At 56.2% G+C, this 25,614-nt stretch carries 28 protein-coding genes and 5 pseudogenes; 12 read left to right on the forward strand and 21 right to left on the reverse strand.

Annotated features, from left to right (window positions below; all coding sequences use genetic code 11):
- Positions 1-6: 6 nt before the first annotated feature.
- From DVK03_RS18335 to DVK03_RS18345, 3 genes are read left to right on the forward strand one after another with little or no spacing between them, the layout of a single operon-like run.
- Complete coding sequence (locus tag DVK03_RS18335) at positions 7-999, forward strand: carbohydrate ABC transporter permease (RefSeq protein ID WP_115803457.1); 993 nt, start codon at positions 7-9, stop codon at positions 997-999.
- Positions 999-1,997, forward strand: a complete 999-nt coding sequence (locus DVK03_RS18340) for a carbohydrate ABC transporter permease (protein WP_115803458.1) — start codon at positions 999-1,001, stop codon at positions 1,995-1,997. Before DVK03_RS18335 ends, DVK03_RS18340 begins: the two co-directional genes overlap by 1 nt.
- A gap of 2 nt (positions 1,998-1,999) precedes the next feature.
- A complete protein-coding gene (locus tag DVK03_RS18345; RefSeq protein ID WP_115803459.1) occupies positions 2,000-3,178 on the forward strand; it encodes an ABC transporter ATP-binding protein in 1,179 nt (392 codons plus the stop codon).
- A 415-nt stretch (positions 3,179-3,593) separates the two neighbouring features.
- Here the strand turns inward: DVK03_RS18345 and DVK03_RS18355 are convergent, their stop codons facing one another.
- The 7 genes and pseudogenes from DVK03_RS18355 to DVK03_RS18385 form a co-directional block, all read right to left on the reverse strand.
- Positions 3,594-4,514 carry a DUF2255 family protein gene (locus DVK03_RS18355; protein ID WP_115803460.1) on the reverse strand — a complete coding sequence of 307 codons (921 nt, stop codon included), beginning with the start codon at positions 4,512-4,514 and terminating at the stop codon, positions 3,594-3,596.
- A gap of 98 nt (positions 4,515-4,612) precedes the next feature.
- Positions 4,613-4,870: pseudogene (locus DVK03_RS18360) on the reverse strand (hypothetical protein); the annotation flags it as partial.
- Positions 4,867-5,169, reverse strand: coding sequence for a HepT-like ribonuclease domain-containing protein (locus DVK03_RS18365; protein ID WP_004061453.1), 303 nt, complete (start codon positions 5,167-5,169; stop codon positions 4,867-4,869). The pseudogene DVK03_RS18360 and the gene DVK03_RS18365, both read right to left, overlap by 4 nt.
- On the reverse strand, positions 5,166-5,648 hold the full coding sequence (locus tag DVK03_RS18370; protein WP_199506002.1) for a nucleotidyltransferase family protein: 483 nt from the start codon (positions 5,646-5,648) through the stop codon (positions 5,166-5,168). The genes DVK03_RS18365 and DVK03_RS18370 overlap by 4 nt, the downstream gene beginning before the upstream one ends.
- A 106-nt stretch (positions 5,649-5,754) precedes the next feature.
- On the reverse strand, positions 5,755-6,099 hold the full coding sequence (locus DVK03_RS18375) for a hypothetical protein (protein ID WP_115803462.1): 345 nt from the start codon (positions 6,097-6,099) through the stop codon (positions 5,755-5,757).
- Positions 6,100-6,291: 192 nt separating this feature from the next.
- Positions 6,292-6,414 carry a hypothetical protein gene (locus DVK03_RS20460; RefSeq protein WP_004061459.1) on the reverse strand — a complete coding sequence of 41 codons (123 nt, stop codon included), beginning with the start codon at positions 6,412-6,414 and terminating at the stop codon, positions 6,292-6,294.
- A gap of 164 nt (positions 6,415-6,578) precedes the next feature.
- Positions 6,579-7,250: a hypothetical protein gene (locus tag DVK03_RS18385; RefSeq protein WP_233521816.1), complete on the reverse strand. Its 672-nt coding sequence runs from the start codon at positions 7,248-7,250 to the stop codon at positions 6,579-6,581.
- Between the two features lie 195 nt (positions 7,251-7,445).
- Here DVK03_RS18385 and DVK03_RS18390 point away from each other — a divergent pair, with 195 nt between their 5' ends.
- Positions 7,446-7,706 (forward strand): ubiquitin-like small modifier protein 1, encoded by a 261-nt coding sequence (locus DVK03_RS18390; RefSeq protein WP_004061463.1) that lies wholly within the window; start codon positions 7,446-7,448, stop codon positions 7,704-7,706.
- On the opposite strand, the gene DVK03_RS18395 is transcribed toward DVK03_RS18390, so the two are convergent.
- Entirely contained in the window at positions 7,707-9,011 is a 1,305-nt protein-coding gene (locus DVK03_RS18395; RefSeq protein ID WP_115803465.1) for an acetamidase/formamidase family protein, read from the reverse strand.
- Positions 9,012-9,543: 532 nt separating this feature from the next.
- Between DVK03_RS18395 and DVK03_RS18400 the strand changes: the two genes are divergently transcribed.
- Positions 9,544-10,749, forward strand: coding sequence for a threonine synthase (locus tag DVK03_RS18400; RefSeq protein WP_369333265.1), 1,206 nt, complete (start codon positions 9,544-9,546; stop codon positions 10,747-10,749).
- 53 nt (positions 10,750-10,802) lie between these two features.
- On the opposite strand, the gene DVK03_RS18405 is transcribed toward DVK03_RS18400, so the two are convergent.
- The 3 genes from DVK03_RS18405 to DVK03_RS18415 form a co-directional block, all read right to left on the reverse strand.
- Positions 10,803-11,315 carry a hypothetical protein gene (locus tag DVK03_RS18405; RefSeq protein WP_115803466.1) on the reverse strand — a complete coding sequence of 171 codons (513 nt, stop codon included), beginning with the start codon at positions 11,313-11,315 and terminating at the stop codon, positions 10,803-10,805.
- Positions 11,316-11,618 carry a hypothetical protein gene (locus DVK03_RS18410; RefSeq protein ID WP_058567097.1) on the reverse strand — a complete coding sequence of 101 codons (303 nt, stop codon included), beginning with the start codon at positions 11,616-11,618 and terminating at the stop codon, positions 11,316-11,318.
- A gap of 305 nt (positions 11,619-11,923) precedes the next feature.
- The gene (locus DVK03_RS18415) at positions 11,924-12,175 is read right to left on the reverse strand and encodes a hypothetical protein (RefSeq protein ID WP_115803467.1); all 252 of its coding nucleotides are present in this window, start codon (positions 12,173-12,175) and stop codon (positions 11,924-11,926) included.
- A 132-nt stretch (positions 12,176-12,307) separates the two neighbouring features.
- Between DVK03_RS18415 and DVK03_RS18420 the strand changes: the two genes are divergently transcribed.
- Both DVK03_RS18420 and DVK03_RS18425 read left to right on the forward strand, forming a co-directional pair.
- Entirely contained in the window at positions 12,308-12,604 is a 297-nt protein-coding gene (locus DVK03_RS18420) for a ribbon-helix-helix domain-containing protein (protein ID WP_115803468.1), read from the forward strand.
- Positions 12,594-12,878, forward strand: coding sequence for a type II toxin-antitoxin system RelE/ParE family toxin (locus tag DVK03_RS18425; protein WP_115803469.1), 285 nt, complete (start codon positions 12,594-12,596; stop codon positions 12,876-12,878). Before DVK03_RS18420 ends, DVK03_RS18425 begins: the two co-directional genes overlap by 11 nt.
- Positions 12,879-13,153: 275 nt before the next feature.
- Here the strand turns inward: DVK03_RS18425 and DVK03_RS18430 are convergent, their stop codons facing one another.
- The 3 genes from DVK03_RS18430 to DVK03_RS18440 form a co-directional block, all read right to left on the reverse strand.
- Entirely contained in the window at positions 13,154-13,384 is a 231-nt protein-coding gene (locus DVK03_RS18430) for a hypothetical protein (protein WP_049914852.1), read from the reverse strand.
- Positions 13,385-13,444: 60 nt separating this feature from the next.
- Entirely contained in the window at positions 13,445-14,398 is a 954-nt protein-coding gene (locus DVK03_RS18435) for a hypothetical protein (RefSeq protein ID WP_233521818.1), read from the reverse strand.
- Between the two features lie 324 nt (positions 14,399-14,722).
- A complete protein-coding gene (locus tag DVK03_RS18440; protein WP_115803471.1) occupies positions 14,723-15,118 on the reverse strand; it encodes a hypothetical protein in 396 nt (131 codons plus the stop codon).
- Positions 15,119-15,242: 124 nt separating this feature from the next.
- On the opposite strand from DVK03_RS18440, the gene DVK03_RS18445 reads away from it, so the two are divergent.
- Entirely contained in the window at positions 15,243-16,421 is a 1,179-nt protein-coding gene (locus DVK03_RS18445; protein WP_115803472.1) for a PQQ-binding-like beta-propeller repeat protein, read from the forward strand.
- Positions 16,422-16,561: 140 nt separating this feature from the next.
- Here the strand turns inward: DVK03_RS18445 and DVK03_RS18450 are convergent, their stop codons facing one another.
- Positions 16,562-17,206 carry a twin-arginine translocation signal domain-containing protein gene (locus DVK03_RS18450; protein ID WP_233521819.1) on the reverse strand — a complete coding sequence of 215 codons (645 nt, stop codon included), beginning with the start codon at positions 17,204-17,206 and terminating at the stop codon, positions 16,562-16,564.
- A gap of 286 nt (positions 17,207-17,492) precedes the next feature.
- Between DVK03_RS18450 and DVK03_RS18455 the strand changes: the two genes are divergently transcribed.
- Positions 17,493-17,807 carry a hypothetical protein gene (locus tag DVK03_RS18455; RefSeq protein WP_004043267.1) on the forward strand — a complete coding sequence of 105 codons (315 nt, stop codon included), beginning with the start codon at positions 17,493-17,495 and terminating at the stop codon, positions 17,805-17,807.
- 233 nt (positions 17,808-18,040) lie between these two features.
- On the opposite strand, the pseudogene DVK03_RS18460 reads toward DVK03_RS18455, so the two are convergent.
- The 5 genes and pseudogenes from DVK03_RS18460 to DVK03_RS20340 all read right to left on the reverse strand — a co-directional run.
- Positions 18,041-18,274 (reverse strand): annotated as a pseudogene (locus DVK03_RS18460) (hypothetical protein); the annotation flags it as partial.
- Between the two features lie 546 nt (positions 18,275-18,820).
- A pseudogene (locus DVK03_RS18465) lies at positions 18,821-19,609 on the reverse strand (primase-associated protein); the annotation flags it as partial.
- Positions 19,602-20,015, reverse strand: a pseudogene (locus DVK03_RS20635) (hypothetical protein); the annotation flags it as partial. The pseudogenes DVK03_RS20635 and DVK03_RS18465, both read right to left, overlap by 8 nt.
- A complete protein-coding gene (locus DVK03_RS18475) occupies positions 20,012-20,548 on the reverse strand; it encodes a helix-turn-helix domain-containing protein (RefSeq protein WP_013035102.1) in 537 nt (178 codons plus the stop codon). The gene DVK03_RS18475 and the pseudogene DVK03_RS20635, both read right to left, overlap by 4 nt.
- Positions 20,549-21,232: 684 nt before the next feature.
- Positions 21,233-21,607, reverse strand: a complete 375-nt coding sequence (locus DVK03_RS20340; RefSeq protein ID WP_115803474.1) for a helix-turn-helix domain-containing protein — start codon at positions 21,605-21,607, stop codon at positions 21,233-21,235.
- Between the two features lie 403 nt (positions 21,608-22,010).
- Between DVK03_RS20340 and DVK03_RS20490 the strand changes: the two are divergent.
- Positions 22,011-22,414 (forward strand): annotated as a pseudogene (locus DVK03_RS20490) (winged helix DNA-binding protein).
- Positions 22,415-22,419: 5 nt separating this feature from the next.
- Here the strand turns inward: DVK03_RS20490 and DVK03_RS18490 are convergent.
- Entirely contained in the window at positions 22,420-22,833 is a 414-nt protein-coding gene (locus DVK03_RS18490; RefSeq protein ID WP_115803475.1) for a MarR family transcriptional regulator, read from the reverse strand.
- A gap of 336 nt (positions 22,834-23,169) precedes the next feature.
- Here DVK03_RS18490 and DVK03_RS18495 point away from each other — a divergent pair, with 336 nt between their 5' ends.
- A complete protein-coding gene (locus DVK03_RS18495; RefSeq protein ID WP_115803703.1) occupies positions 23,170-24,555 on the forward strand; it encodes an ATP-binding protein in 1,386 nt (461 codons plus the stop codon).
- Between the two features lie 507 nt (positions 24,556-25,062).
- A complete protein-coding gene (locus DVK03_RS18500) occupies positions 25,063-25,386 on the forward strand; it encodes a hypothetical protein (protein ID WP_115803704.1) in 324 nt (107 codons plus the stop codon).
- The last annotated feature ends 228 nt before the right edge of the window (positions 25,387-25,614 follow it).

The following is a 25,614-nucleotide window of genomic DNA, read 5'->3' on the forward strand; positions in this document are numbered from 1 at the left end:
GATAGTATGAGCGCCGATACGGCTGCGGAACCGGCACGTGAGTCACGACGGGCGGGACCAGTCGTCGGCTTCTTGCGGTGGCTGGAGAACCTGAGCGACACGCAGTACGCGTACCTGCTGTTGACCCCGGTATTCGTCCTGCTCGGTATCGTAGCCATCTACCCGCTCTTACGGACGTTCGAGCTGTCACTGTACGCCGTCTCGACCGACCTCTCTAGTGTCCGCTTCGTCGGTCTCGACAACTACGTCGCGCTCTTCACCGGGGAGAAAAACCGGTTCCTCCCCGGCGGGACGACGTTCCTCCCGACCGGGTTCGACGCCGCGAGTCTCCTCGATAGCGCCCTCGTAATCACCCTCATCTTCGCCGTGGCCAGCGTATTGTTCGAGACCCTCATCGGACTGGGGCAAGCGCTCGTCTTAGACCAAGACTTCTACGGCCGACGGTGGGTCCGTGCGGCGATTATCATTCCGTGGGCCGTCCCAATCGTCATCCAGGGGATGATGTTCTTCTTAATGTTCGACTCGAACGTCGGGTTCGCGACGCCGATGCTCGCCGACCTCGGGGTAGTGGCGCCGACCAACACACTGAACGACACGGTCAGCGCGACGTTCATCATTATCGTCGCCGACATCTGGAAGACCTCCGCGTTCATGGCACTACTCATCCTTGCCGGACTCCAGAGCATCAATCGCAGCCTGTACGACGTGGCCCGCGTCGCCGGTGCGAGCAAGTGGCAGCAGTTCAGATACATCACGCTCCCGCTCATCCTGCCGACCATCGGGGTTGCGGTGTTATTCCGCTCGGTGCAGGCGATGCGCGTGTACGGTATCATCGATACTGTCTCGAGCTGCACCGTAGTCCCCTCGCTCTCCTGTATGGTCGTCTCGACGTTCAACACGCACGAGGGGACGTCGGCCGCCATCGCGTTCGTGACAGCGGCCATCATCGGCGTCGTCGTGATGGGAATCATCCTGTGGCAGGGGGAGGACGCGATATAATGTCCAGCGAAACCGAGGATACGTCAGACGACACCGGGCCGCTCGCACGGTGGGCGCGGAATGCGATCCATAACCCACGACGCGTGTACCGAGCGTTGTTCTACGTCGCGATGGCGTTTTTCATGGTCACGACAGTATTCCCATTCTACTGGTTACTCGTCCTCGCGGTGACACCTCAAGAGAATCTTCTTTCCGGGAGTTTCCTCCCAACTGTCGAGCTGTTCGGCGTCAGCGGTACGTTTCCGCTCCCCGTTCCGAAGGGATTCAATCCGACAGCGTTCGTTACCGTCTTCGAGCAGGTTCCGTTCCATCTGTACGTGCTGAATAGCTTCGTGCTAGCTGCCACGACGACGGTTATCGTCCTCGTCGTCGCAAGCCTCGCAGGTTACGTGTTCGGACGGATTGAGTTCCCCGGGCGCGCGCTGTTGATGCTCGGTATCCTCGCCATCAGTTACTTCCCGCCGGCAGCGTTCGTCATCCCGCTGTTTCAGGCGTTCGCCGGGAACGCTCCGATAACGATTCCGTTCGTAGGGATCCCGCTATTCACACCGCCCCGACTGCTGAACACCCCGGGGTCGATGGTCATGCCATTTAGCGCGCTGTTCCTGCCGCTGTCGATATTCATCCTCACGACCTTCTACGGACAGATTCCCGACGGGTTGGAGGACGCGGCACGGGTGGAGGGAACGACCCGACTGGGCGCGCTATTCCGCGTCATCGTGCCGCTTTCAGCACCCGGCGTGGCGACCGCGGGCGTCCTCACGTTCATCAGCGTCTACAACGAGTACTTTTTCAGCTCGATTATGGCGACTTCGCCCGAAGCGTCCAAGTGGTCGCCAATCGTCGGCGGGATTCTCAGCTACCAGACCCAGTACACGACGCAGTACAACCTCATGGCCGCAGCGAGTGTTGTCGGGGTCATCCCGGTCGTCGCCCTCGTCATCATCGCACAGGAACGCATTGTCAGCGGACTAACCGCAGGAGCACTTAAAGAATAACAATGGCACGACTACGACTCGAACACGTAAGCAAGCACTACGACGACGTAACGGCGGTCGATGACATGAACCTCGACATCGACCACGGCGAATTCATCTGCTTTGTCGGCCCGTCGGGTTGTGGGAAGTCGACGACGATGGAAAGCATCGCTGGACTTACGAAGCCGAGTGAGGGCGAAATCCACATCGGCGACCGCAAGGTAACGAACCTCCCACCGAAGGACCGTGGGGTGGCGATGGTGTTCCAGAACATCGCGCTGTTTCCCCACATGGACGTGTACGACAACATCTCCTTCGGGCTCCGCCTCCGCAACTACGACAAGGAGGAAATCGAGCGCCGCGTCGAACGCGCCGCCGAAATCGTCCAGTTGCAGGGAATGCTCGAACGCATGCCCGACGAGATGTCCGGCGGGCAGCGACAGCGCGTCGCCATCGCCCGCGCCATCGTCCGTGAGCCCGATGTCTTTCTCATGGACGAGCCGCTCGCGAACCTCGACGCGAAGCTCAAGGTCCACATGCGGACCGAACTCCAGCGCCTCCACAAGGAACTGGACACGACCATCATCTACGTCACCCACGACCAAGAGGAAGCGATGACGCTTTCGGACCGTATCGCCGTCCTCGACTCCGGACAACTCCAGCAGATCGACCCGCCGCTCGTCTGTTACAACGAGCCGGCGAACCTGTTCGTCGCGGGCTTCATCGGCTCGCCGTCGATGAACTTCGCCGAGGCGACGGTCACAGAAAACTCACTTTCGACGGCGTACTTCTCGCTCGCGTTCGATCCGGCGTCTGTCGAGGCTGTGGACGTGGGCGACGAGGTGACTGTCGGGATTCGTCCCGAAGATATCTATCCCGGCGGAACGCGCGTCGAAGTGGAAGACCCCTCTTCGCTCATCTCCACGCGTGTCGATATTCTCGAACCGATGGGCGACGAGATATTCGCGTACATGCTGTTGGGTGAACGCCGCACATCGATGGACCAGTCGAGAGCCGATGACCAGCTGCTGATGAGTGTTGACCCCGACTCGACGATTCGAGAAGACACGGACGTCGAAGTCGTGATAGACCGGGGGAACGTCCACCTCTTTGAGACGGCGTCGGGCGAGGCACTCGCCCACGGTCTGTCCCCCGTTTCAGCCGACTTAGAGACCGAGACGACAGCCGACGAAGACGACTGAAACGGCCCGACGCGACGGCCTTGACGTCGCCGACGTTTCGACGAGCAGATGGACGACGTGGAGTCGCGTCCCCTCTGTATTCGGAGTGCGACTATCGTCGCGGGTTCCACCGAGATGGTTTGTGAGGCAGAACCGACACTTGGTACGGTTCGCAGGAATCGACGTACTGTACGAGGAACATTCGCTTCGCGTCGATCTCACTCGATCAGGATACGATCCGAGCTCTTCCTTTCGCTCTGCTCGTCCAGCGTTCCCCCGTGGATAAAGCTCGTCATCAGGAACGTGGGCTAATTCGCCAAGTGGTCGTGTTCCTCAAAATCAGAGTAGTGGTCCGTCCTCTCTTGTGAATGGCTTCCCTCGTTATGGTATTTGAACTCATGCTCCCCTTCTTCACGAAATCACTATCAGGTTCCTTCTACAGTTCCCGAACGACTTCTGCCGGCACTCCCGCGACGACGGTGTTGGCAGGCACGTCTTTCGTTACTACGGCACCGGCGGCTACGACCGAATTTTCACCGATCGTTACGTCGGGCAGTATCGTCGCACCGGCACCGATCCACGCGTTGCGTTCGACAACGACCTCCCCCGGCACCAGCGTCTTTCGACGATCCACATCCACCGGGTGACCTTCGGACGTAATCGTTACCATCGAACTGATCATGACCTCATCTTCGATGGTGATGCCTCCCAGGTCCAGAAATGAGCAGGCGTGATTGATGAAAACGTTGCGTCCCACGCTGGTATGCTTTCCAACGTTGATGTGAAACGGCGGGAAAATCGTCGTGCTCTCGTCGACTTCTTCGCCAATTATCTCTCCTACATAGTGCCGTATCTCGTCTACGTCTGTCGCTGTATTCAGCTTCCTCTTCAAGCCTATTGTTCTATTTACTTCCTCGGAGATCTTCTGATACCCTGGGTCGTCCATCGGGACCGGCTCACCGGCTTTCAGCCGATCGAAGATATCTCTCGGGAGGACTCGGATCGTCGAGGACCGGGCACGCTCGCTGATCATCGAGTCGAGGTACTGGCTTCCCTGGTACTTCGCGCGGTAGGATTCGTCAATACGGTCGTTCAGCGCCTCGTCTGTTACCGACTCAAACGAGACGTCCTTCGTCATGCCGGCCACCTCGATTAGCCCAGCGTTTTCCCGAACGGCAGCCTGGTACCAACTCGAATCCTGACCGTTGTAGGCGCGCACATAGAGATTGCCATCTACAGCGACGCTCCAGATCCGCGTCGGTGTGCCGTAGGTTTCGCCGTCCTCACGGAACGGTGCAACGTGCAGGTCATCGGACTCAGCAATCTCGGTCAGTTCGTCTTCTGGCCATGAACTCATTGTTATCGCTTAACAGGGTGTTGTAGATCGACTTGCACTATAGTCTTCACTGCCTCTCGCTCATCCATCGCTTCGTAGCCGTCCGGCACGCGGTCGAGGTCAACGGACTCCCTGACGATCGGCTCGGAGAACTCGAGTGGCGCCGCAACCGTCGCCCACCCCTCGTCGATTGCGTCGTCGACAGGCAGGGCTTCAATGTCGGGGTCGTCGACGGTCAGCTCCTCGTACACCCGTTCCGGCAGGACGAAGGTGATGTCGTTTCGGCGGGCGAATTGCCGAACAGCCTGGTAGCGGCTGTTCGAGGGCTGGCCCATCGCGACGAACAGGCCGGTGTCGGCGATGTGGAGCCGGCTCACGTTTCGTCAGTGCCGTTGCCGATGTCCAACTCACCGAGCCCTACCCCAGCCTCCTCGAAATCGTAGTGCTCGTGGACGAGGGGCCGGAGCGCTTGAAGAATCTCTTCACCAATATCGATCGCTGCCTCTGTCATTTTCACGAACCGACGTTCGACGATATCTTGCGTATCCGGGTCGTGTTTGTACTCCTCTCGAGTGAGCTGTTGCTTGCGAGCGAGTGTCCCAAGACTCTCGTCAATTGTCTCAACAGCAACGAGAATACGATTAAGGCGGTCTGCTGGGAACACGTCGTCAGTCATCGCTCATCGTCATGCCCATCGGTTGCTGTGACGGCAGAACCACCGAGATGGTCATCAATCTTTGCGAGTGCACTGTCGAAGCGCTCACGTGGAGATTTGTCGGTCGATGATGTGTCAGTCACTCGCCGCTGGCGGTCCTCGGCATGGGCCACATCGCCGACAAGCAGAACTCTCTCTTCGAAGACTGACGTAGCAACGCGTGGTGAGAGTGTGTGGATGTCGACGAGGTCTACGTCGTCCGTTCCGAGTGCGTCGCTCAGATCCGCACTGAGGCCGAAAAACGCATCGTTGTACGCGGGGTCCTCACGGTCGACCGTCTCAAGTTCCACTGCGATATCGATATCACTCGTTGGATGTGTCGTTTCCGTGGCGTGGGAACCGAAGAGGAGTGCACACTGCACCGAATGCTCCTGAAAAATCGCTCGAAGTGTCTCGAGCGGAAGGGAATCGTCGATGTCTGCTGACTCAACGGTTCTCATCATCATGAGCCACGTGCCTGTGTCATATAAAGCCTCAGTCACTCCGGTGGTTGGACAGGAGCTGTCGGTGTTGCGTCCGGACATTTTGTGGTCTCCGTCACGGGTCCTACTCCAGTGACGGTGGTACCGAACCGCCCTCAGACTGTTGCTGACGGACGTACTGGAGGACCGATTCGAGTGTCTCAGTATCCTCAGTTCCCTCAAGCAACCCCACGAGTTCGCTTAGCCGTTGCTGACGATCGACGATTTCTGGGTCGCCGTGCTCCGTCTCGATTGCGGCCACCTCGATGTGGCGGTCCTCGCTCCACCCACACGTCCAACACTGCCGGTGGAGAATAACTTCCTCGCCCTGTTCGGTATCGAGAATTGCGTTGGCAAGGGGCGTCGATGGCGGCCGCCCGGGGCCGACCTCTCGAGAGACGTACGGCTCACCACAGTCCGGACATTCCATACGTCAAACTCGATTGGCAGGCGCCTAAACCGTGTGGGTGGGTCCACGGCATGTCCAATCCAAGGGGAGAAAACATGTATCCGATCCTCCGGTACGAAACGAGCATGCGTTCGGACCCGTTGGTCAGGAAACGACGTATTCGGTGACGCGACGGTGCGTCACAGAAGGCACAGCCAGCAAGTGTCTGTTGCATTACTGCTCTCCTTCGCCGGCGTCGCGAGCGGCGGTCCAGCCTCGATAGAAGACTGCGAGTTGGAGAATCGAGTCGAATGCCTTGTCGCTTGGCTCGTGGACGAGAACGCGTTCGTCGGGCATGGGAATCACGTTGGCGCGAATCTACGCGCCTCGGCCTCTCAGGCGTGGACAAACCCTCACAGCACACAGAGCGGTACGGAGTGAGCGGCAGTGGCGGCGAGGGAGGTATCACCACGATCAGACAGCAACAGAAACCAACTCCGTGACACAGCAACAGCTCCGCACTAGAGATATTCCTCGATCAGTAAGTCGGCGAATATGCTCTGTGGACGGAGAAGTGGGTCCGCAATGAACGAACGGTGTTCGGTCCACAGTTCGTCAAAGACGATACGAGGCTGATCGATGTGAGCCGCTGCATCTTGGAATGCGTCTTGGAGATCGGTGTACCCGATGAGCTTGTTCGGATCAGCATCTGGATCCATGTTGACGAGACGTCCGACGGACCGATTTGCTTCCGAGGAGTCAATCCGAATTCCGCCAGTCTTCACGAGTGCCTGTAGGATATTCGTATCGAGGGCGACGTGGAGGTCATCGCGCCAGTCGGGATTCACATTGAGGACGTCAACGGCAATGCGAAGGTACTCATTGGCGATCTTCTGACCGATGTGTTTCTGCTCATATAGTCGACGAAACGCTTCGTCTCGGCTGTCCAAGGAGAGAACTGAGGCGGGGTCGATGTTGGCCACGAGTGTTTCGTACGCTTTGTGGCTCAGAGGTTGAGAGCGGGCCTGAATCACGCGTTTGAAGACCGTATCTAAGTCTTCCATGGAGGGTGGAATCGACACAGAATAGACGAGTTCGAATTCCGATCGTGTCTCTCGACGATGTCGGTTGACGACACCCTCCTCGTCGAGCCGTTCTGCAAGTCGGCGAATCCGAGTTCTGTCAAGATGCACGAAAAATGCCAACAGCTGTGATAGTAATAAATGGCTCTGTTGAAACCCTCTTCACATCTGGCGATTTGCTGAGTGGCTAGTTTCTCACCGGATCGACAAAAACCGGTGGGAAGAGTCGCTCTTCTCAATGTCAACGCTGAAGGATTTCAACAGAGCCGAGTTAACTAATTTGTACTAACGACCCTTGGATACAGTATGGAAATCACGGTCTACGGTCCGCTCCGGTCTGTAACTGGCGAAAAGACGGTCGAAGTATCTCCGAGCGGTGAGACAGTCAACGATCTGCTCACAGCGTTCGTGGACGAACATCCGAAGACTGCGACACACCTCGCTGACGACGACGGCACCATCCGACCCAGTGTTCGGGTGATGGTTGGAGAACACAAAGCCACGTTGGACGACCCGCTCCCAGATGGAGAACAGGTGAAACTGTTCCCAGCGATGCGCGGTGGCTGACTACGCCCCGTACTGTTCGCGGACCGTCTCTGTCAGGCCCACTTCGTCGAGGAGTTCTATCGGGACGAGCATCGATAGTTGGACCACACCCGGCAAGCGAGCAATTTCGACGCCGCCAGTGAACGTACAACGAGAACGAACTTCTCCTTCACTGATTCCGAATAGGGAACTCGCTCTGTCGAAGGCATTTTCGGTCGCATCGTTAATCGTGGCTCCCGAACCGATGAGCTGGACCGGCAGAGCATCGTGAAGCGTTTCAACGTCGTACTCGTCTGCGAGTGCTGCCCCAGTGTCCCGCTCGGCGTCGGTGTAGGGTTTTGCGATGTGCGGGAGATCTTCCTCGTTCGGCAGCAAGAGTGGCCCCGGGAGGTCGAGGTCTTTGATAACTTCAACCTCAAGTTCAGTTTTCCCACTCACGTCCGTCGTGTGAAGCGACAGTTCCCCATCGCCCTGGTTGGCGTGGAGGTCACCAACGTACAGGCCGGCCCCTTCGACCCGAACAGGACAGATGAGAACTGCACCGGGCCGCACCTCGTTCGAATCGAGGTGACCGTCAGTTCGTGCTTCGAGTGCCTCTTCGTCCGGGAGCCCCCAGTCGTGTCCCGCACCGATGAGGAACTGACCGAAGTCTCCCGCATTGTGTGAGTCCGGGAGTTCGATGGATGGCGTCGTCCCGATGTTGCCGATGAACGGACGGAGTCGACCAAGTGCCCCCGGCATCTCATCAGGTTCGTACAGAAGAATTGGGTGCTGCCGAGAGTTCTCAGGAAGCGCCATTGCTTCGTCGGCGTGTTCAGCTAGTTGGTGAGCACCGTCGGCACCAACGGTAATGCCGACAGTTCGGTCGTCGTCGAAGACGACAGTATAGCCATACTCGAATCCGAACGAGGACGCGTTCTCACCACACTCCACACATCGAATCGCCCCTTCACCTGTCCCTTCGACGACTGTCTCTGGCCATGGTGTCCCACATTCGGGACAGCGGTGGTCGACGAAGGGGTCGTCACCAAACGCACCCTCTCGTTCCGCCATACTCCCGGTACTCGTCGCGATACTCGTGACTTCGATATCCTTGATCCGGACGACGAGCGCGTCACCTGGTTCGGCATTTTCGACGTAAATTGGCCGTGTCACTTCGTGACCACCGCGGAAGGTCGGTGTAATCATCGGCCCCCAACACCCAGCGGGGGTGTGTGTCTTGACGGTACCACCGTCGCGGACAGACCCCGCCCACTCTTGTTCAGGCCCAACGAGGCCGAGTGTGAATTCGTCTACTTCGAGCGTGTCGACTAGTTGCTCAGACATCTATTATTATCGTTTGTTTGTATCGTGTTATCAGTTGTGTAGGCAGAAATCTACGTCGTCGAATTTACCTGAACTAATCGACGTTCACGAGATTCCAACGGTGGTGATGGCTCTGTCGAAAAATTGAGTGAAAGTGTGGGCTTGCAGGCGATTATGGAATTAACCAACAATTCTCAGCTCTCCGTGCAGGCTGTTGGTTAATCGACGCCAAGCACTGACCCCACTCGAGACTGGGACCGTCGCGAACTGCTCCATCCCAGCACGCCTAGGTCGGTTGGCTCGTCCACGTCTCATCTGAGTCCGACTCTCGAGTTTTGAACCGATGGTTGGTCGCGTGCAACGCGGAGATCCCGTGAACGTAGTGAGCAGGGCGTCGATGAACCCTACTCACAGGAAAGGGGAATGCGACGAGCGGGTCGGACCATCACGTACTCATCTGTCCGTCTGACCACGTCGCCCAGCGGGGCGTTTTGGCTCGGGGCGTTCGAAACCGCAAGCGAACGCATATGTCTCCGGCCACCACAGCATCGCTATGTCTCTCTCGTTGAGCTGTTACCGTTGCGGAGAGCGCTACGACGACGGCGCCCGGGTCAGGTGCGCCTGCGGGGAAGCACTCTGGGTTGACACGGACCCGACGGCATTCTCGTGGGCCGACTGTCGAGACCGGGGTGGGATGTGGCGGTACGAAGCGCTGTTGCCAATTGATCGCCCCGAGGGTGTCGCGCGGGCCGCGGGCGGCACGCCCCTCGTCAGGAGCCCCGGACTCGACGACGCCGCGGGCGCTCGGGTGTTCGTCAAAGACGAGGGTGAGAATCCAACTGGTGCGTACAAGGACCGCGGGAGCGCGGTGGCCGTTCCACACACCGTCGCGACCGGTGGCGACGTCGTCGGCACGGTCTCGTACGGTAACATGGCGATCAGCACCGCTGCCCACGCCGCGAGCCTCGATCGAGAGTGCGTCGTGTTCGTTCCGGAGCAGACCTCGTCAGTGCGGCTGGAGCTCATCGCTCAGTACGAGCCGACCATCGTACAGGTCGCCGGCGACTACGGGAAGCTGTACGGGGACGCGCTTGAGCTGTCCAAGCGCCTCCCAATCGACGTGCTCGTGAGCGACGTGCCCACCCGCATCAGCGGGTACAAAACGGCACTATTCGAGATCTACGAGTCGCTCGCCCCGGCGGCGCCCGACGTGATCGCGCTACCGGCGAGCTCCGGTGGATTCGCTTCGGGGATCTGGCTCGGAATCCGGGACCTCAAGCGCGCGGGACTGATCGCGGAGCCGCCGCGCCTGTATCTCATCCAGACCGCGACAGCCGACCCGCTAACGCGGGCGTTCGAGGCCGGGGAGACGGAGCCGACGCCGCTGTCACCCGACGAGACCGGCGACACCATCGCTCACTCGATTGGGAACCCGGACCCGCCGAGCGGCGCTCGTGCGCTCGCCGCGGTTCGCGATACTGACGGCGCCGTCGTCTCCGTTACTGACGACGAGATACGGACCGCTCAGCGCCAGTTCGCCGTCAACGGCGGGTTCTGCGTCGAGCCGGCGTCCGCGACGACGCTAGCAGGCGTGTCACGCCTCGCGGAGCGTGGCGATATCGCCGCTGATGAGTCTGTCGTCCTCGTGCCGACCGGAACGGGGTTCAAGGAGATGGGAACCGGCGAGGCGGAGGTCGCGACCGAGACGGTCCACAGGGACGCCCTTCGGGATCGGCTCGAATCGTTGCTCGCCCCGTAGCGCTCGTGGTTCGACGCGAGAGAGATATTTCAGTACAGTTGAAGCCCGGAGAATTAGGGCTCGTTGAGCAACGAGCGAGCGCGTTGCACGTAGCTGTTCGCACCCCAGCTACGAGCGTCGCTGATGTCATCGAGGAGTAGGCGCGCATCAGCAGCTGAGAGCTGTTCAGTTCGAACGAACACCGAGAGCAGCGTCGGCGTCGTGACGAGTCGGGTATCAGCGAGTGAGGCGTGGATCAAACCAAGTTGGTTGAACTCGTCACAGAGGAAGAGCGCGGCATCGAGTTCGTTTGCGAGGGTGACCGCCGCGTTCTCACCGTCATCGAGCGGAAACTCCGCATCAAGCTCAACCGACTGTGTTGTGAATGAATCCGTTTGGTCGAGGACGGCGGACGCAGCGTGCCCGTGGACGTCATCGTAGGAGGCAATCTCACGGAGTTCATCGATGACCGCCGTTGGGACGACGACCTCGTACTGTGAAAGACAAAGTGCGAGTGGATCGGGCTCGTCGCCAGTAACGATCCCGAGACTCACGAGGGCGGAGGCGTCTGCGATAAGCTGCGCCATCTATACGTCGGCAACCTCGTCGATGAAGTCCTCGTCTAACTGTTGTTTCAACACGCGGAGGTTGGCCGCCTCTTCGGCGCCGACGAGCGCTTTGAGTTGCTCGAAGGTAATCTCGTCGTCGTAGTAGGCGGCGGCAATCTCCTGGACGAGTTTGTCGTCGTGAGCGGCGTCTTGGAGGTACTCCCGAAGCGCGGTCACGAGGACGTCTGTTCGGTCTTCCCCAAGGACTGCAGCGAGTGCATCCGCCCGATCGATGAGCCGATTGGGGGCCCGAAACTGCACGCGCTTCTTCTCGGTGCTCATGATGTGTACATTGTGAGCCAACTCACTTAGTCGTTTTCGTGTGTACGATGTGAGCCACACGCGGACCTCTGGGTTACGTACCGATCTCGTATTCTTTTCTTCCAACGGTGCGCATCGAGGTCTTGCGTTTAGTACGTCACCGTCCACTAGGATAGCATCGAGTACAGAGCTGGAACGGTCCTTCGAGATGACCAGTTCAAGGAACTGGCGGACAAGCGTGCCCGAGAGGACAGTAGTAAGAACACGGTCTTTTCATGTGGCGGTCTCTGTGATTACAATAGGGCCCGCATCAGCAACCGCGAGGATCACGCATTCAGTCCCCACCGAACGTCGTCTCCGATAGCCTGTACCTCTTGCTCTGCTCGCTTGACGCAGTCTCGACCGACAAGGTTGATTGCGGTCTCGCGGTCGATTTCGTCGTCGATGTATCTCGAGAGAACGAGGTCAACCCAGAGATCTTCGACACCGCGTTCCAACGCTTGTTCGAGGATCTCCGACCCGGTGAAGCCCCGCGCTTTGGCGATTTGTTTTACCTGTTGGTTGAGATCCGTGTCCATGGTTAGACAATTACGCTATCAGGATGTGGATACGTACAGACCAATCTTTCGACGACACCGAGAATTCGATCAAGGCAATCAGGTAGTTCTTCGGAGAAAGCTTATGTCTACACGGACGCATAGCACACGTATATGCCCGATGCTGATACAGGGTCCAGCAATAACGGCCCAGAGATGGTGCAAATAAACCTCCGGCTAAGCAAAGCCTTCCTCGAAGACATCGACGCAACGTGGGAAGAACAGGGGTTCAACTCACGGAGCGAATTCCTTCGCTACGCTGCTCGTGACGCCATCAAACATCCCGAATTTTCGCGAGAAGGATGGAAGCAAATCGCAGCGAGCGAACACGACCTCCGGTCCGGTGAATCAGATTTAGTCTCGCGAGACGAAGTCCTCGAAATGATGGATCGAGACACGGATGGTGAGTGAGGAAGACTGGACGTGGAAGTTCTCACCACGCGCTGCGAACCAATTCAAAGGGCTCGATACGCACGTTCAAGACCGGATCCTCTCAAAGCTCGACGAGATTGTCGACTCAGAGTGGCGAGATCCTGACGACTTTGTTGAGCCGTTAACTGGTGGGCCATTCTCGAAACTCCGTATCGGACAGTATCGTCTGGCTTGTGTCTTGGACTACGACGAGTCAATCCTCGAGGTCCATCGAATCGAGCACCGAAGCGGTGCGTATACTGCCGACGATTGAACTTCAGAACAAGAAGCATCAGTATCTCAAATTAGCGGCTGGTTTTTGAGCAATGAAGTATCCTCAGTTCGGGAGTGATACGACTACCTTAACCAACAGAATTAGTTTGGTCTTTTCAGCTGGAATGCGACAGTGAGTGCTTCGGCTGGCTCGGCCGTGTTCGTTGGTAGAGGAGTCTATCGTTGGTGTCCCGTTGTGACCTGAAAAGACCAAGTTTTGTTGGTTAAAATTCTCTCAAGGAAACATTACACCTCAGAAAAGGCTTACCTGAACGGTTAAAGCCCGATCTTTGCGAGAGCATAGTACGCAACAGCAGCATAGAAACCTGCTCCAAAAATCGCTGCAAAATCAGCGATAATACTTGAACCACCCAGAACTGATTTGACTAGGTTGCCCATGAGGAGCACACCTAATCCAGCGGCGAGGCCGACGAGAATAATTCCTGGCAAGGGATGCTGTAGCTCTTGGTCTGCCTCATCTCTAATCTTCATTAAGAACTCTTTCATCAGGTCTGTCACCAATATTGTGATAGTAGGTTTGGCTGTTCGTATGTTTCCGTGACTCGATTAAGATGAGATCTTCAACTCATCTCTAAAGCCCACATCAACCTGCGCACCATTTTCAAGATGGACTGCAGGAAGATCCGCTTGGCCGATATCAACCTCAAGTAGGTCGGTGTCTTCGTCCATCCAAATACCACTCACGAGTGGCTTCATGAACGGCGAGCAGGCGCTGAGAGCACATTTATCGATATCACGATAGACGAATGTCACGTTAGTTGTGTCTTTGAGATACTTAATGCCAAAGCCAACTATAGCGCCAAGTAAGCCACCAAGAGCAGCACCAGCTAAACCAGCAAGAAAGGCTCCAAGCACAGCACCCAATACACCAGTAACAGCTGTCTCGGTGAACTCGCCTAATTTCTTTTCGTAATCAATTGAGACACCCAATTGACGGTGCGGGTTACTGTTTGCTGAGGCATCGCACTCAGTACCTTCTGGACTTTTAATGTAGTACGCACCAATTCGATTGATCGAATCTTTTGTCCCGGCAGCGATTTCTTTTACAACATCTTCTAATAGTGATTCTTCTTGCGTTTCTATGTCTCCGCGACTGGGATCTGATCGCTGTACGATATCACGTAGAGGGCCCCAAATGTCAGTCTGGACCACGTCTTGTCTTTCAGTTGTCTCTTTAGTCACCATTGTGTCTGACTTAGCTTCGAAAACAGATTCCTGAACTTGTGCGAGTACATCATCTGAAACCTCATACAGATCCGAATCTGAGTCGTTAAATGCTAATTTCAGCGGTTGCTCCTTACGATCGTCAACGGACACCGGGAGGATTACACCATCAATCTCATCCGTCTTCTTGTTACGAGCGAGTGAGACGACGTACTTCACACCATTTTCAATCGTAGTATCGATTTTTGCCTCAATGTGATTTTGTCGTTTCTCAGTAGACCCACGAGCAGATGTGAGTCCAACACAGGAGGCAAGTCCAATGGTAGCGCCACTCACGCGGACGAACCTTCGGCGGGAGATTCTGTCAAACATCCAATTGGAATTAGTTAGTTAGCTAACAATATTTCTTCTGGTGAAGTTCTCGAAATCATTGATGCAATCGCTACTTGTTACCAACGACGAACTCCGCTTGTAACATCCCCACCCAGACACGCCACAAACCAAGTGCGGTATCACGTCTTGGTAATAGAATGGGAGTTGCGGTCAACATGTTGCTATCCGCTCGGATTGGTGGAGGCGGCCGTCAGGACGAATGTTGGTTTCGAGCGGTATCGCGTGTTGAGGTACAGGGTTGTATTCTCGCTTTCAGGCCACTTCCACTCAGTCGACAATAATAGTCAGGTCGCCCGATGCGTAGTCAGCCTCGAAGTCGACTGCGAACGCGCCCGACTTGTAGGCGCGGTGGCGTTCGAGCGAGCCAGTCGCCTTGAAGTGGAAGAATGCGGCCGCCGTGTAGGGCTTGCTCTGTGTTTCGACCTGCGACTCGACGGATGCGGGGAGCGCGATCTGAGGCGTCTCCGTGGCGATACTCGCAGCGAACTCCTTCGCTTCCTCGACGGTTGCTTGCGAATGTGCCGGTGTCTCGCCGGTGAGCACGTTCACCGGGGTTTCTGTCTCGTCGGTGAATAGGACGTCTTTGAAGGTGTGTGTTCCGAGGATCGCCTCGGGACCTAACTCGCAATCGTGGAATGGATCGTCGCCTTGTTTCTCGGGCATCAAATCACGAGCCTCCGGCGGGACTCACCCATTCCGGCCCCTGAAAAACAGCAGGCTTCGAGTAACCCGCCCACCGATGGATATCCAAAACCCCTATGGGTTCTGTATCCGACGTTTCGGTCAGATGCCCTCCATATCGCGCCGTGAATACCTTGCAGTCTCAGCCACGACAGTTCTCGCGGCAACTGCTGGCTGCCAGACCAATTCGTGTACACCGACAGATCCTGGCGTCGCGCAGTGGCCACAGACACGTGCCTCTCCGCACAATACGAACGCCGTTCCCGATCAGCCGACGCTCACGGCTGGCGGTGATTATTGGGCGAGTTCCCTCGCGGACGATATCGATATCACCGGACTCGTTGCCACAAATGATACGGCTGTCGTCGTCGGCCGCGCGCCTCGCGAGCAGAGTGGAATCGTGACAACCGTACAACTCGACGACGGGTCCTCCGAGACGACCCACGAACTCAATCGGCGTCCAACTGGACCGCCAGCCCTCGCAGGTTCGATTGCTGTTACGCCCGTACTTGGCGACTATACTGAACCATCGACTGGCGGGATCGTCGCACTCGACACCGCTAGCTGGACGACCACTTGGACACATGATACGGCTGGCAGACCCAATCCGCCGACTGTCGCTGACGACCTCCTCGTCGCCACGAGCGATCGGGGCGATGTAACCGCTCTTGATACGTTTACCGGCGATACGCAGTGGGCGCGGTCGTTCGGTGACGATCACCAGCGTGCAAGCATCCCTGCACCGCCAGCCGTCGACGACGACCACGTGTATATCACAGCAGATGGCTCTGCCGCCCAGGGAATCTACGCGCTGGATCGCGAGACGGGTGAAACACAGTGGGGGATCCCTGGGCCAAATATCCCGGAACCGCTCGTCCGCACGGAGGATATCGTCCTGGCGAGCTACGACCGTTACGAACTCGTGGCGTTCGATGCCACCAGTGGAGACCGGCAGTGGTCAAAAGCGATGTACGATGGTGACCTGTTCGCGCCAGCGGTCGGGCACCGCCGCGTTTTCAGCGCGGACAAGGAAACCGTGTATGCGCTGGCCGTTGAGAGTGGAGACGTCCAGTGGGAACAAGCCCTTGATGTCGCAGGCCCTCCATTGGTCGTTGGGGAGTCGGTCGTCGTTCCGACGACTGACCGGACTGTCGGTCTGAGCATTGAGGACGGGAGCGAGCTGTGGGCTGTATCCGAGGCATCTTCGACGGGACGTGTTCCTGTCAGCCATGGTCTGATTTACACGTCAGGGAATACGGTGACGCTGCGAACGAACTGTGAATGATTCACCGACAGCGACCGATAGGTAGTGCGATCACCAAACATCTCGATTGTTGATATAAATTCGCCACCAGAGGCACCGAACCGGTTGACTCTGTCACATCTCCGTATCAGACATCAACCTGAACTGCCTTCTTCCTCTTCTTAGTCAAACTCGAAGGTGCCTGAATCCGATGCGGTAACGGTCTCCCCAAACGTCCCTGATTCGGTTGCCTGAACCGAGAACGAACACTGCAACGTCGATGGGAGTGCTTGCGGGTCTCGAATGACAAACGGGAACTGGATTGTCCCATCGAGGCCGATGTCATCCATATCCATTACGAACTGCCGGTGGGTCGTCCTACCCCAGGCCCGCTGATAGTAGGTGTTGAAGCTGTCACTTCGCGTTGGTGGGCTGACCAGGTAGGTGAGTTGGCCGTGTTGGTCGAAATAGGTATTCGGAGTGGCGAACGTCGCCGTGAACTGATCCAGCTTGTAGGACGATGACGGATCGATACTCGCGTTGAAGGTGAACCACAGTGACGGAATCGAGCCCTCCGAGTCGAATTGTGGTTTCCTACGGATTTCGACGTACCCGATGCTCTCAGCGTCGGATTGGCCCGGGAAATCCCACGACAGTTCGTCTTCCGAGTTTTCGTGAACGACGGTATCAAGCGTTCGTGGCCCGGTTCCAGGTAGTCCACTACACCCAGCAAGAGCGCCGGTGGCAACCACTCCTCCTGCAGCTAGGAACTGCCGACGTGTCCAGCTCCCGTGATCGTCCTGTGGAGGCCGCGGGGACTCAGGCATTATACCGAATTGGTAAACAACTCAATTAGTTCGTTTGGTCGTACCGTTCCACCCGAAGTGCTTGCAGTGGCTGTTTCAGAGGGTTCGGCCTACGGTACAATTCAAATTTTCGGCCTTGTTGTAATAATATTATCCAGACACTATTCTCGGCGAAACAACTGGTGGGGGAGTCTGCGAAGTAACCATCTACTTACCGTCAGAACGGCCTCGGATAACGAAATCGCATACCGGGGGCGAAAGTGACGGAGCCCAACCATTTTTCCGACCGAGGTCTGTACGCATTCATATGGTTACGTCAGAATCACGTACGCCCGCCAATGTTCCAAACCTCTACGACGGGCTTGCGGGGATTGTCGTGGTCTCCATCCTCGCGGGGGCGTTTCTGTACGCACAGCAACCGATATTCGGCCTACTGCTGACGGTCGCCTTCGGTTCAGCGTACGCGACTGGCCGTATCGACGACTTGGAACACGGCGTTGTCGTTGCTGGCCTCTGGGGATTCGTGATTGCGTCGGTTTGGTCCATCGGCACGTTCCTCAGTTTCGGTGTCGCCACTATCCTCGCTGTCATCGGATACGGTTACTGGCGAGACGCTTGGTAAGCAGGCATCGAACTTGTAGACGGTACACCCACGTCCAGTTGCTGGTCTCTACTTACTGACCCTCATTAGTATGTTGGTTGTTGAGGATTCCAACAGGGCCAAATCGCCCTGGTTACCCCCTCTCGGAGTGGTTCAGGATCGCCTTCTCGAAGGGCAATTTCCCAGTCGGAATGAGCAACTCCTGCCGGTCTCCGACCCACTCAGCGAGCTTCCGTTTCAGATACTGCCTCGCCGTCGACGGCAATGAACTGTGTCCGCTTCACGCCCGCTACGCTCGTTGAGACGAACTCAGCTCCGACGTCTTCGTGGGTGAGTTCGACGAGTACGCACTCGACAAATGAGACGATGCCAGTCGGACTTCTGCCCTGCGGGAGCGTCAGTTCGAGATCTGTCCACGGTTCTTCGCTCGGTTGCTCAGCCTGCTCGCTAGAGAGTCGTGATTGCTGTTGCTCGTGTTCGGAAGACATGGTTGTTGAGTGGGGGCCTACGACAGCCCCCCTCGCCCCTCTCGGGGTGACAAACTCCACCGCGGATCGCACCCTCATCTAATGAGTGGGTTCTGATATATCGGCTAGAGACTGTCGTCGTTTGATGACCCTTCGGCCGGAGAGAGCCAGCGGCGTTTGCACCCGTGTACCCCAGCCTTCCTTTGGATGATTTTGGAGGTGCAGAGAGAGTTGAAACGCCCTTAGATTTAGCAAGAGGCCCGTCGGGCAGTTTTCAGGCGTTACTAATGTCCTCGACGGGTTCCGAAAAATGGTGATTCAGCGAGATTGTGCTTGACGAGGTGTTGAAAGCCCCGTATTCGAGAGGATTGGAGTCAAATTAGAATCAAGCCCTAGCAGAACTGACCAACCCCAACTGATGAGTTGCGAGACTATCCTTCCAGCACGATACCCATTCTTGCCCGAATTGGTCGACTGAATGCCTGAAAAGTGCATGACGGGTTTTCAATCTCCGTCACATCGCTGTCCGCTGAGAATAGTAATCTAACTGACGGTTGGCTATCTGCGTCAGAGCTCGTTTCCGTTACCCTCCGCTCCACTTAGTTGGTCATACATCTCGTCTGGGAATGGGAGACTGCCCCAGATCGAGTAGGGGCACTGCTCCTGGCCGATGCAGTACCGCTGCATATCGTCGTTGTCACAGTTCATCGGAAGCGGGGTGTCGCCTCCAATGGTGTTCGAGAACTCGTAGCGTATCTGGTAGTCGGTGACCTGTTCGTCGTACCAAGGCCATCGCGAGAAGACGCCCTTGAGGTCTGCAACAATCGTCTCAAGGTCGCTGTCCTGATACTGTGGCAGCCACATCACCATCCGGGCGAAGTTGTACAGGTCCTTTCGGACTGGCTTCTTCTCGTGGAGGCGCTCGGCCATATTGGCCATACAGGGGAGTTCGAACAGGTCTTCGATTGCCTCGACGTCGAGGGGCTGGACGCCACGCGAAGACTCGTGAATCCGATAGTGGTTCGTATTTCTGTGCTCTCGAATGGTCAGACTCCGGTGGTCGCGCTGGGATGCGAGAAGGTTCCCGAGACTTCGAGGACTCGAGATGCGATTACATACGTCTCGCTTCCAGCCCGCTTCCGGGTCGTAGGACTCCACTGCTTCAAACAGCTCCTTCGCCGAGTGGAACTCCCTCAGTGAGACGACCTCGTCTGGAGCGTCTCGAATCGCATCCCGGAGTACACGGATGGTCCGTTCACCGGGGTTCCAATCTCGCCAGATCCGTTCGTGGTGTCCCGTCTCGATGAAGCGGTCGATACGCTCTGTGATGGCTGACTCATTCGTCGTTAGGTTTGTCGGTCGTCAAGAGAACGACGTGATCCGCCTGCTCTGTATCGAGTACCTGAGCAGCAAGCTCCACGAGTGCCGTGTCCGCTTTCTCGGTGATATCTTCGTCACGGCCAGTCTCGTTAGCGATAAACCGGCGGGCTTCGTCCATCACCGTCGAGACAAGCGGGTTGGTGTAGTCAAGTTCGTCGGCAACCACGATCCAGCCCTCCTCGAATCCATCGGGATAGGAAATATTTCCCGAGGGATACGCGTCCGCTGCCGGATCGCCACCGAGTTCTTCGTAGACGCGTTGGGGGACACGCAATGAGACACCAGCCTGTTAGAGTGCTCGACGGAGCCGTTGAAATTTGTCTTTGTCGGGCCCACCACACCGAACGAAGACACCGGTATCGGCGATATACACCGTCGTCATGCACCGGAATCGGCGTACTCAGTGGCAACTGGTTCCAGCGCCTGGAGAATGATCTCGGCTTCAAGCGGTGAAAGGTCAAGTTCCCGGGACGCAATCCGATGATTGACCGTACCGTCGACGTACTCGGAAGCGTACTCGAGGGCGACAGCAAGCCCGTCGAGACCATGTCGCTCGATGTAGATGTCGATATCTTCGTCCTGGTCGCGGCGGGCAACAGCGGCGATAAGTGCTGGTGTGATTGTTTGGGTTTCACCGTCTGTCGAGAGCGTAAGTGCGATGGACTCGGCATCGTATTCGTACGGGCGCTGCTCACGGACTTTCTCTACTAACCCAGCTGTTTCGAGGTTCTGCATATAGTCGTAAGCAGTTCCCTGTGGGATATCGAGTTCGTCGACCAACTCGGACACGGTGACCGGTCCGTGTTGTAAGGTATGGGCATACAGCCGAGCAAGTGTGGGTGTGTCGAGGAGGTTGGCCACCGTCTGAAGCTGCTGAATTGGTGGGCGGCCTGACCGTGGAGGTGACTGCGCCATCTTACTTACGAATTATCCATAATTCGTGATAAGACATTCGGGGAAGGACCAAACTCACAATCGATTTGCCACTCGCCGAGAGGCAGTCGCTCGCTGCGGTTCTACAGGCGGAGAAGGCCGAGTGCCTCGGGGCTTGACCCCGAAGCAGTTCACGCGGAGCAACACGAAGAACTCTGGACAGAGTTCGTTGAGGAGGCTGTCGAACGCGCAGACTATCCGGAGCTGAAGGAAACGCCAGGTCGATTGAAAACAGCGTTCGCTGAAAAGATTCGGAACCTCAACTAAACGGTTCTGTTAGTCTTGGAGCGTGGCGACTGCTCGGCCTGTTTCCTCGGCCTCTTCGCTGCGCGACATGTTGTACGTCGCGAGTGCTTCGTCAACCGCTTCATCAAGACTCATTGGTCAATCTAATCTTGATTCTTCCGTCGTATAAATACTTGCCTGGCTAAAACGTCAGCCCTCTCGGTGGGAAGATCACAACCCAAACCACGCACAATCTGCTCGCTTTTCAAACTGGACCAAGCAGACAGTAGCTCTCGTGTTGTACACACCGGTTCGTTGTTAGTGATCCCAACTGGACCCGTGGGGCTTGTTAGTAGACTCGAGCCGTCGTAACGAAGGGCGGCAGCGCAATCGCAGTTCAGGTATCAACCCGAGTGCCTCGGAGCTTGACCCCGAGGTGGTTCACTCTGTACCAGAGTCTGCATCTTCAGACTCATCGAGATCAGGGAGATTTGCATCCCAGTCCGGATTCTCGTCGTAGTAGTCGCCCTCAAACTGCTCGCTCACGGCAGCCAAGCCAATCAAGCTCGCAGTATGTGCATCGTAGGCGTCGGGATTGATCGCCCAATACTCGCCCTTGTGACGCACAAACCCCTGGTTATGGAGTCTGCTGAGCGTCGTCCCAACACTTCCTCGTGGGATGTCGAGCGCCTCATCAATCTCACCCGCTCGATAGCCTGTTTCTGGAGTCGCTGCAAGGAAGCGAAGAATGGTCCGTCCATTCGTATTCGGTCCTGGAAGATCCGATGGCTGGTAGTTTTCGAAATCAACGGGCATATGTAACAGTATGTAACGGGGAGTAATAGACTTGCCGGGGTAGTTGTTCCAAAGTACTCTTTGGACGCTGGAAGGTCTCGATCGACGCGTTCTCCCAATAGAAATGCGATGAATCTGAGGTCGTTGAGGGATACTAGTTTTTACTGGCAAGAGTGGTGTGTCTGACAGAGTATCCGCAGAGTGGCGAGTTATCTAGCGAGGGACTGTTGAAAGCCAGAGACGGCACAGTATCCGCATCAATGGGCGTTGTCAGGGGGGAGTCGCCTACTCTTGGCCTAAAGCTCTCTGCGAGATTGTCGGGGAGATTCAAGATGCAGCGGAACTCAATTTCACAGAACGGTTGGGCTGTTCTGCCTGTAGAAACGCACCGGAATACCAGTAGGAATTATCTCCACCACAAACCATGACCGAAAACACACTCACCGTCCGTGTCGAATCGAACGACGAGTTCTTCGACCGTGCACTCGAAGCCGCAGCGAAAGCCGACGCTGGTGAACTGACTGATGACCACACTGGCGTCTCACTTCCAGACGAGACTGCACTTGCACGTGTTCTGAGCGAAAAAATCTCGAACTTATCCGGACTACTGCCCGCGAAGAACCGAAGAGTCTCCGCGAACTCGCACGACTCGTTGATCGTGACATCAAGAACGTCTCGACCGCGATCAACGACCTCGCAGAACTCGGACTTGTCGAATTTGAGCAGGATGGCCGATCAAAGCGGCCGATCATCTGGTACAGCCATATCCACGTAGAGTACGACCTTGGCGTTGAGGCGGATGATACCGAGGTCGCTGCACAGGAGTAGCTTGACTACTGCTGTTCTGGACGGGGCGCGTTCTCGTACTTGACCATCTTCTCGGGCTTGTCGGAGATAGTCTCGTAGATCTGCTGGAGCGTCTCCTCAGCGGCGAGCAGATTGTGTTCCTCAAGGAATGTTCGACCGTCCTCAGTCAGGCCGTAGAACTTCCAAGGATAGCCTTGTCGGCGCTGGTCGTCGTCAAGTGCGACTTCTTTGACGATGCCGGCGTCGATCAACTTCTGGATGTGCTTGTAGACGGTGGCATCGCTGACGCTGGGGTTGAGCTCCTCGAGTTCGTACATCGAAGGCAGCTGCTTGGGATGCTGGAGGATGTTATTGACGAGCGCGAACCGCGTCTGCTGGGTGACGAAATGGATCAGTTCACGGGACCTCTCTCCACCAGCGGTTCCCAGATCGGTACTCATACATCACAGTTCACACTCTGACGCAAAGTAGTTTACCTTCGGGTAAATCACTCTGGGGTAAACCAAAATGAATCTGAATGAGTGACTTAGTTGACGTGGCCGAGGAACTCCCGTGACGAGGAACGGAATCGCCATTCTCGACCGAGTTACTACTATGTGAGTGCCGGGTCACTATCGATTCTAAATCACGTCTTCATAGCGACTGTTGATGGGTGCTGGTTTTACTGGCAATAGTGGTGTGTCTGACAGAGCAATCGAAAATAGCCTATTTCAGAATAGCCTATTCTGAATTTGGTTATCGGCACGATTAACTTCTTGCGAGAATATATGAGGTTCATGGAACGCTTTGTGGATCGGGAAATCGAACTATCTCGGTTGCGAGAGTGCTACGCGTCCGACAGCCCAGAGATGATTGTCATCTTTGGACGGCGTCGTCTCGGAAAAACGCAACTCGTTCAACACTCACTCACGCAGAGAGATGATGCCGTCGTATACCAAGCGACGCAGACGACACCACAGGTGCAACTCGACGAATTCGTTGACGCCGCCTCAGGTTCCTTCCCTGGAATTGAACACATCAAACAGAATTGGGAGTCACTACTCGGGTACCTCGTCGAACAGGGAGGAATTGTCGTACTCGACGAGTTCCCATATCTCATCGACGCCGACAAGAGCGTTCCTTCGGTGATTCAGCGATTGTGGGACCAACGCCTCCAGAACACGAGTGGAACACTCATTCTCGTTGGGTCATCGATTAGTATGATGGAGGAAGCAACGCTGTTAGGAAACAGCCCGCTTTACGGGCGATTCACCGAGAAGATCGATCTCCGACAACTCGGATTTGCTGCTGCCCAGGAGTTCTTCCCGGAAAGCTACACGCCTGAAGACCGGATATTTGCATGGGGTGTCTTCGGTGGTGTTCCATACTATCTCGATGGCATCGATCTTGATCACGACCTTGGAACCGTGATTTCTGAATCCCTCCTCTCACAGCGGGGATATCTCCATAACGAACCGGAGTACGTCCTCCGAACTGAGTTAACTGAGCCGAATCGATACTTTGCGATTCTCAAGGCAATCGCTGCAGGGAATACCACGTCAAATGAGATTGCACAGATGGTTGGAATCGACGGAAAGCAGATTTCGACCTACACCCAGAAATTAGAGCGCCTTCGGCTCATCGAACGCGAAGTTCCACTCACAGAAGAGAAAGCTCGCTCCCGCCGTGGCCGCTACCGGATTCTCGACCCACTATTTCGGTTCTGGTTCCGATTTGTCTACGGGAACGAAGACCGATACGAGCGATTGGGCGACGAAGCGTATAAGGCAGTCATCGAGCCCGAACTCCCTGACTTCGTGAGTTCACAATTTGAAGTCCTCTGTCAAGACGCACTTCCTGGATTGTATCCAGACAAAACGTTCTTAGATCTCGGCCGGTGGTGGTACAAAGAACACGAAGTCGACGTCGTCGGTTTTACTACGGAGGGGACAATGGTCGTCGGCGAGTGTAAATTCACGAATGCTCCGCTCGACTACAGTGCTCTTGCGTCACTCGAAGAACACACAGAAGAGATCAGATGGACCCCTGACAGTGGCGGAGATATCGACAAAGAGTATGCACTATTTACTCGGAGCGGGGCGACCCAAACTGTCCAAGAAGCAGTTGCAAAGCGGGGTGACTTGCGGCTGTTTGGGTTAGATGACATAACCAACAGCGTGTAACTCACGGCTCTTGGAAGCCTGAGGCGCAAGTAGCCCGACGGTTCACCAACTACTTTCGGCGTCACCGGCTCGACCAAACAACTTTGCTGTGGCATCGCGTGACCCTTATCGAACCGGACTGTGTCACATGCGTCTCCACCCCCATGACGAGTGATTCGACGGCGCTTGGTCGATGTTCTGACTGCGGCGAAGAGATTGAGGCATACCAGTCGATCATCGAGTTCGAGGATGGCGGATGGGTCAACTGGCGTTTTCGCTGAGTGCTATTCCTGCGACGAGGTCGTCCGACCAGAGTGACGAACTGGCGCTACTTGTTCACGAGGAAGTCTAGGCTTGCGTCCGGATGTTGGTCGATTCCTCGCAGCATGTGTAACGTAGCGCGAAACTTGTTGATATACCAGTTTCGAGTAGCGTTACAACCAGAGGAAAACGGGAAGTCGGCATCAGCAGTTTAACCAACAAAATTTTTGATTAGCCCTTGTGTTGGTTAACACGAGGCAGCTGCCGATGTCCTACGAACCACCGACGCCGCCGACGAGCCTCTCCACAGAAGTCGTCGACGCCCTGAATAACTTATCGCCGAACAGTCTCCGAGACGTTGCCCGCTATGCCGAAGAGTTGGCCGAACACAAGGAGCGTGAGGTTCGTCGCGAGGAAGAGCCACCGGAAGGGGAACTCGAAGAACGGTCGGATGACCTTCCAGATGATGTCCCCACGAAGGCGACGATTACGATCAAAGAGATCAACGACAATCGCTACTACTACTGGCAGTGGCGAGAGGGTGACAAAATCAAGTCTAAGTATAAAGGACCAGTCAATTCCGGTGAATAGGAAGGGCAACTTCCATGAGATCGAGGGCCACCACACCCCGTGTGCGAAGTGAATTTTCTGATTACCCGTGGACCCCGTGTGAGAGATGAATCGAATGACAAGTTGAGAGGTGACACACCCCGTGTACAAGATGAATAATCAAAGACCTCAACTGTTCCTTAAGCGCTCTCGCGCATGAATAGCGCATATTTACACTTTGCACACGGGGTGTGGGTTACCAGACTGAAC

It is taken from the genome of Haloferax sp. Atlit-109R, assembly GCF_003665865.1.
Classification (GTDB): domain Archaea; phylum Halobacteriota; class Halobacteria; order Halobacteriales; family Haloferacaceae; genus Haloferax; species Haloferax volcanii.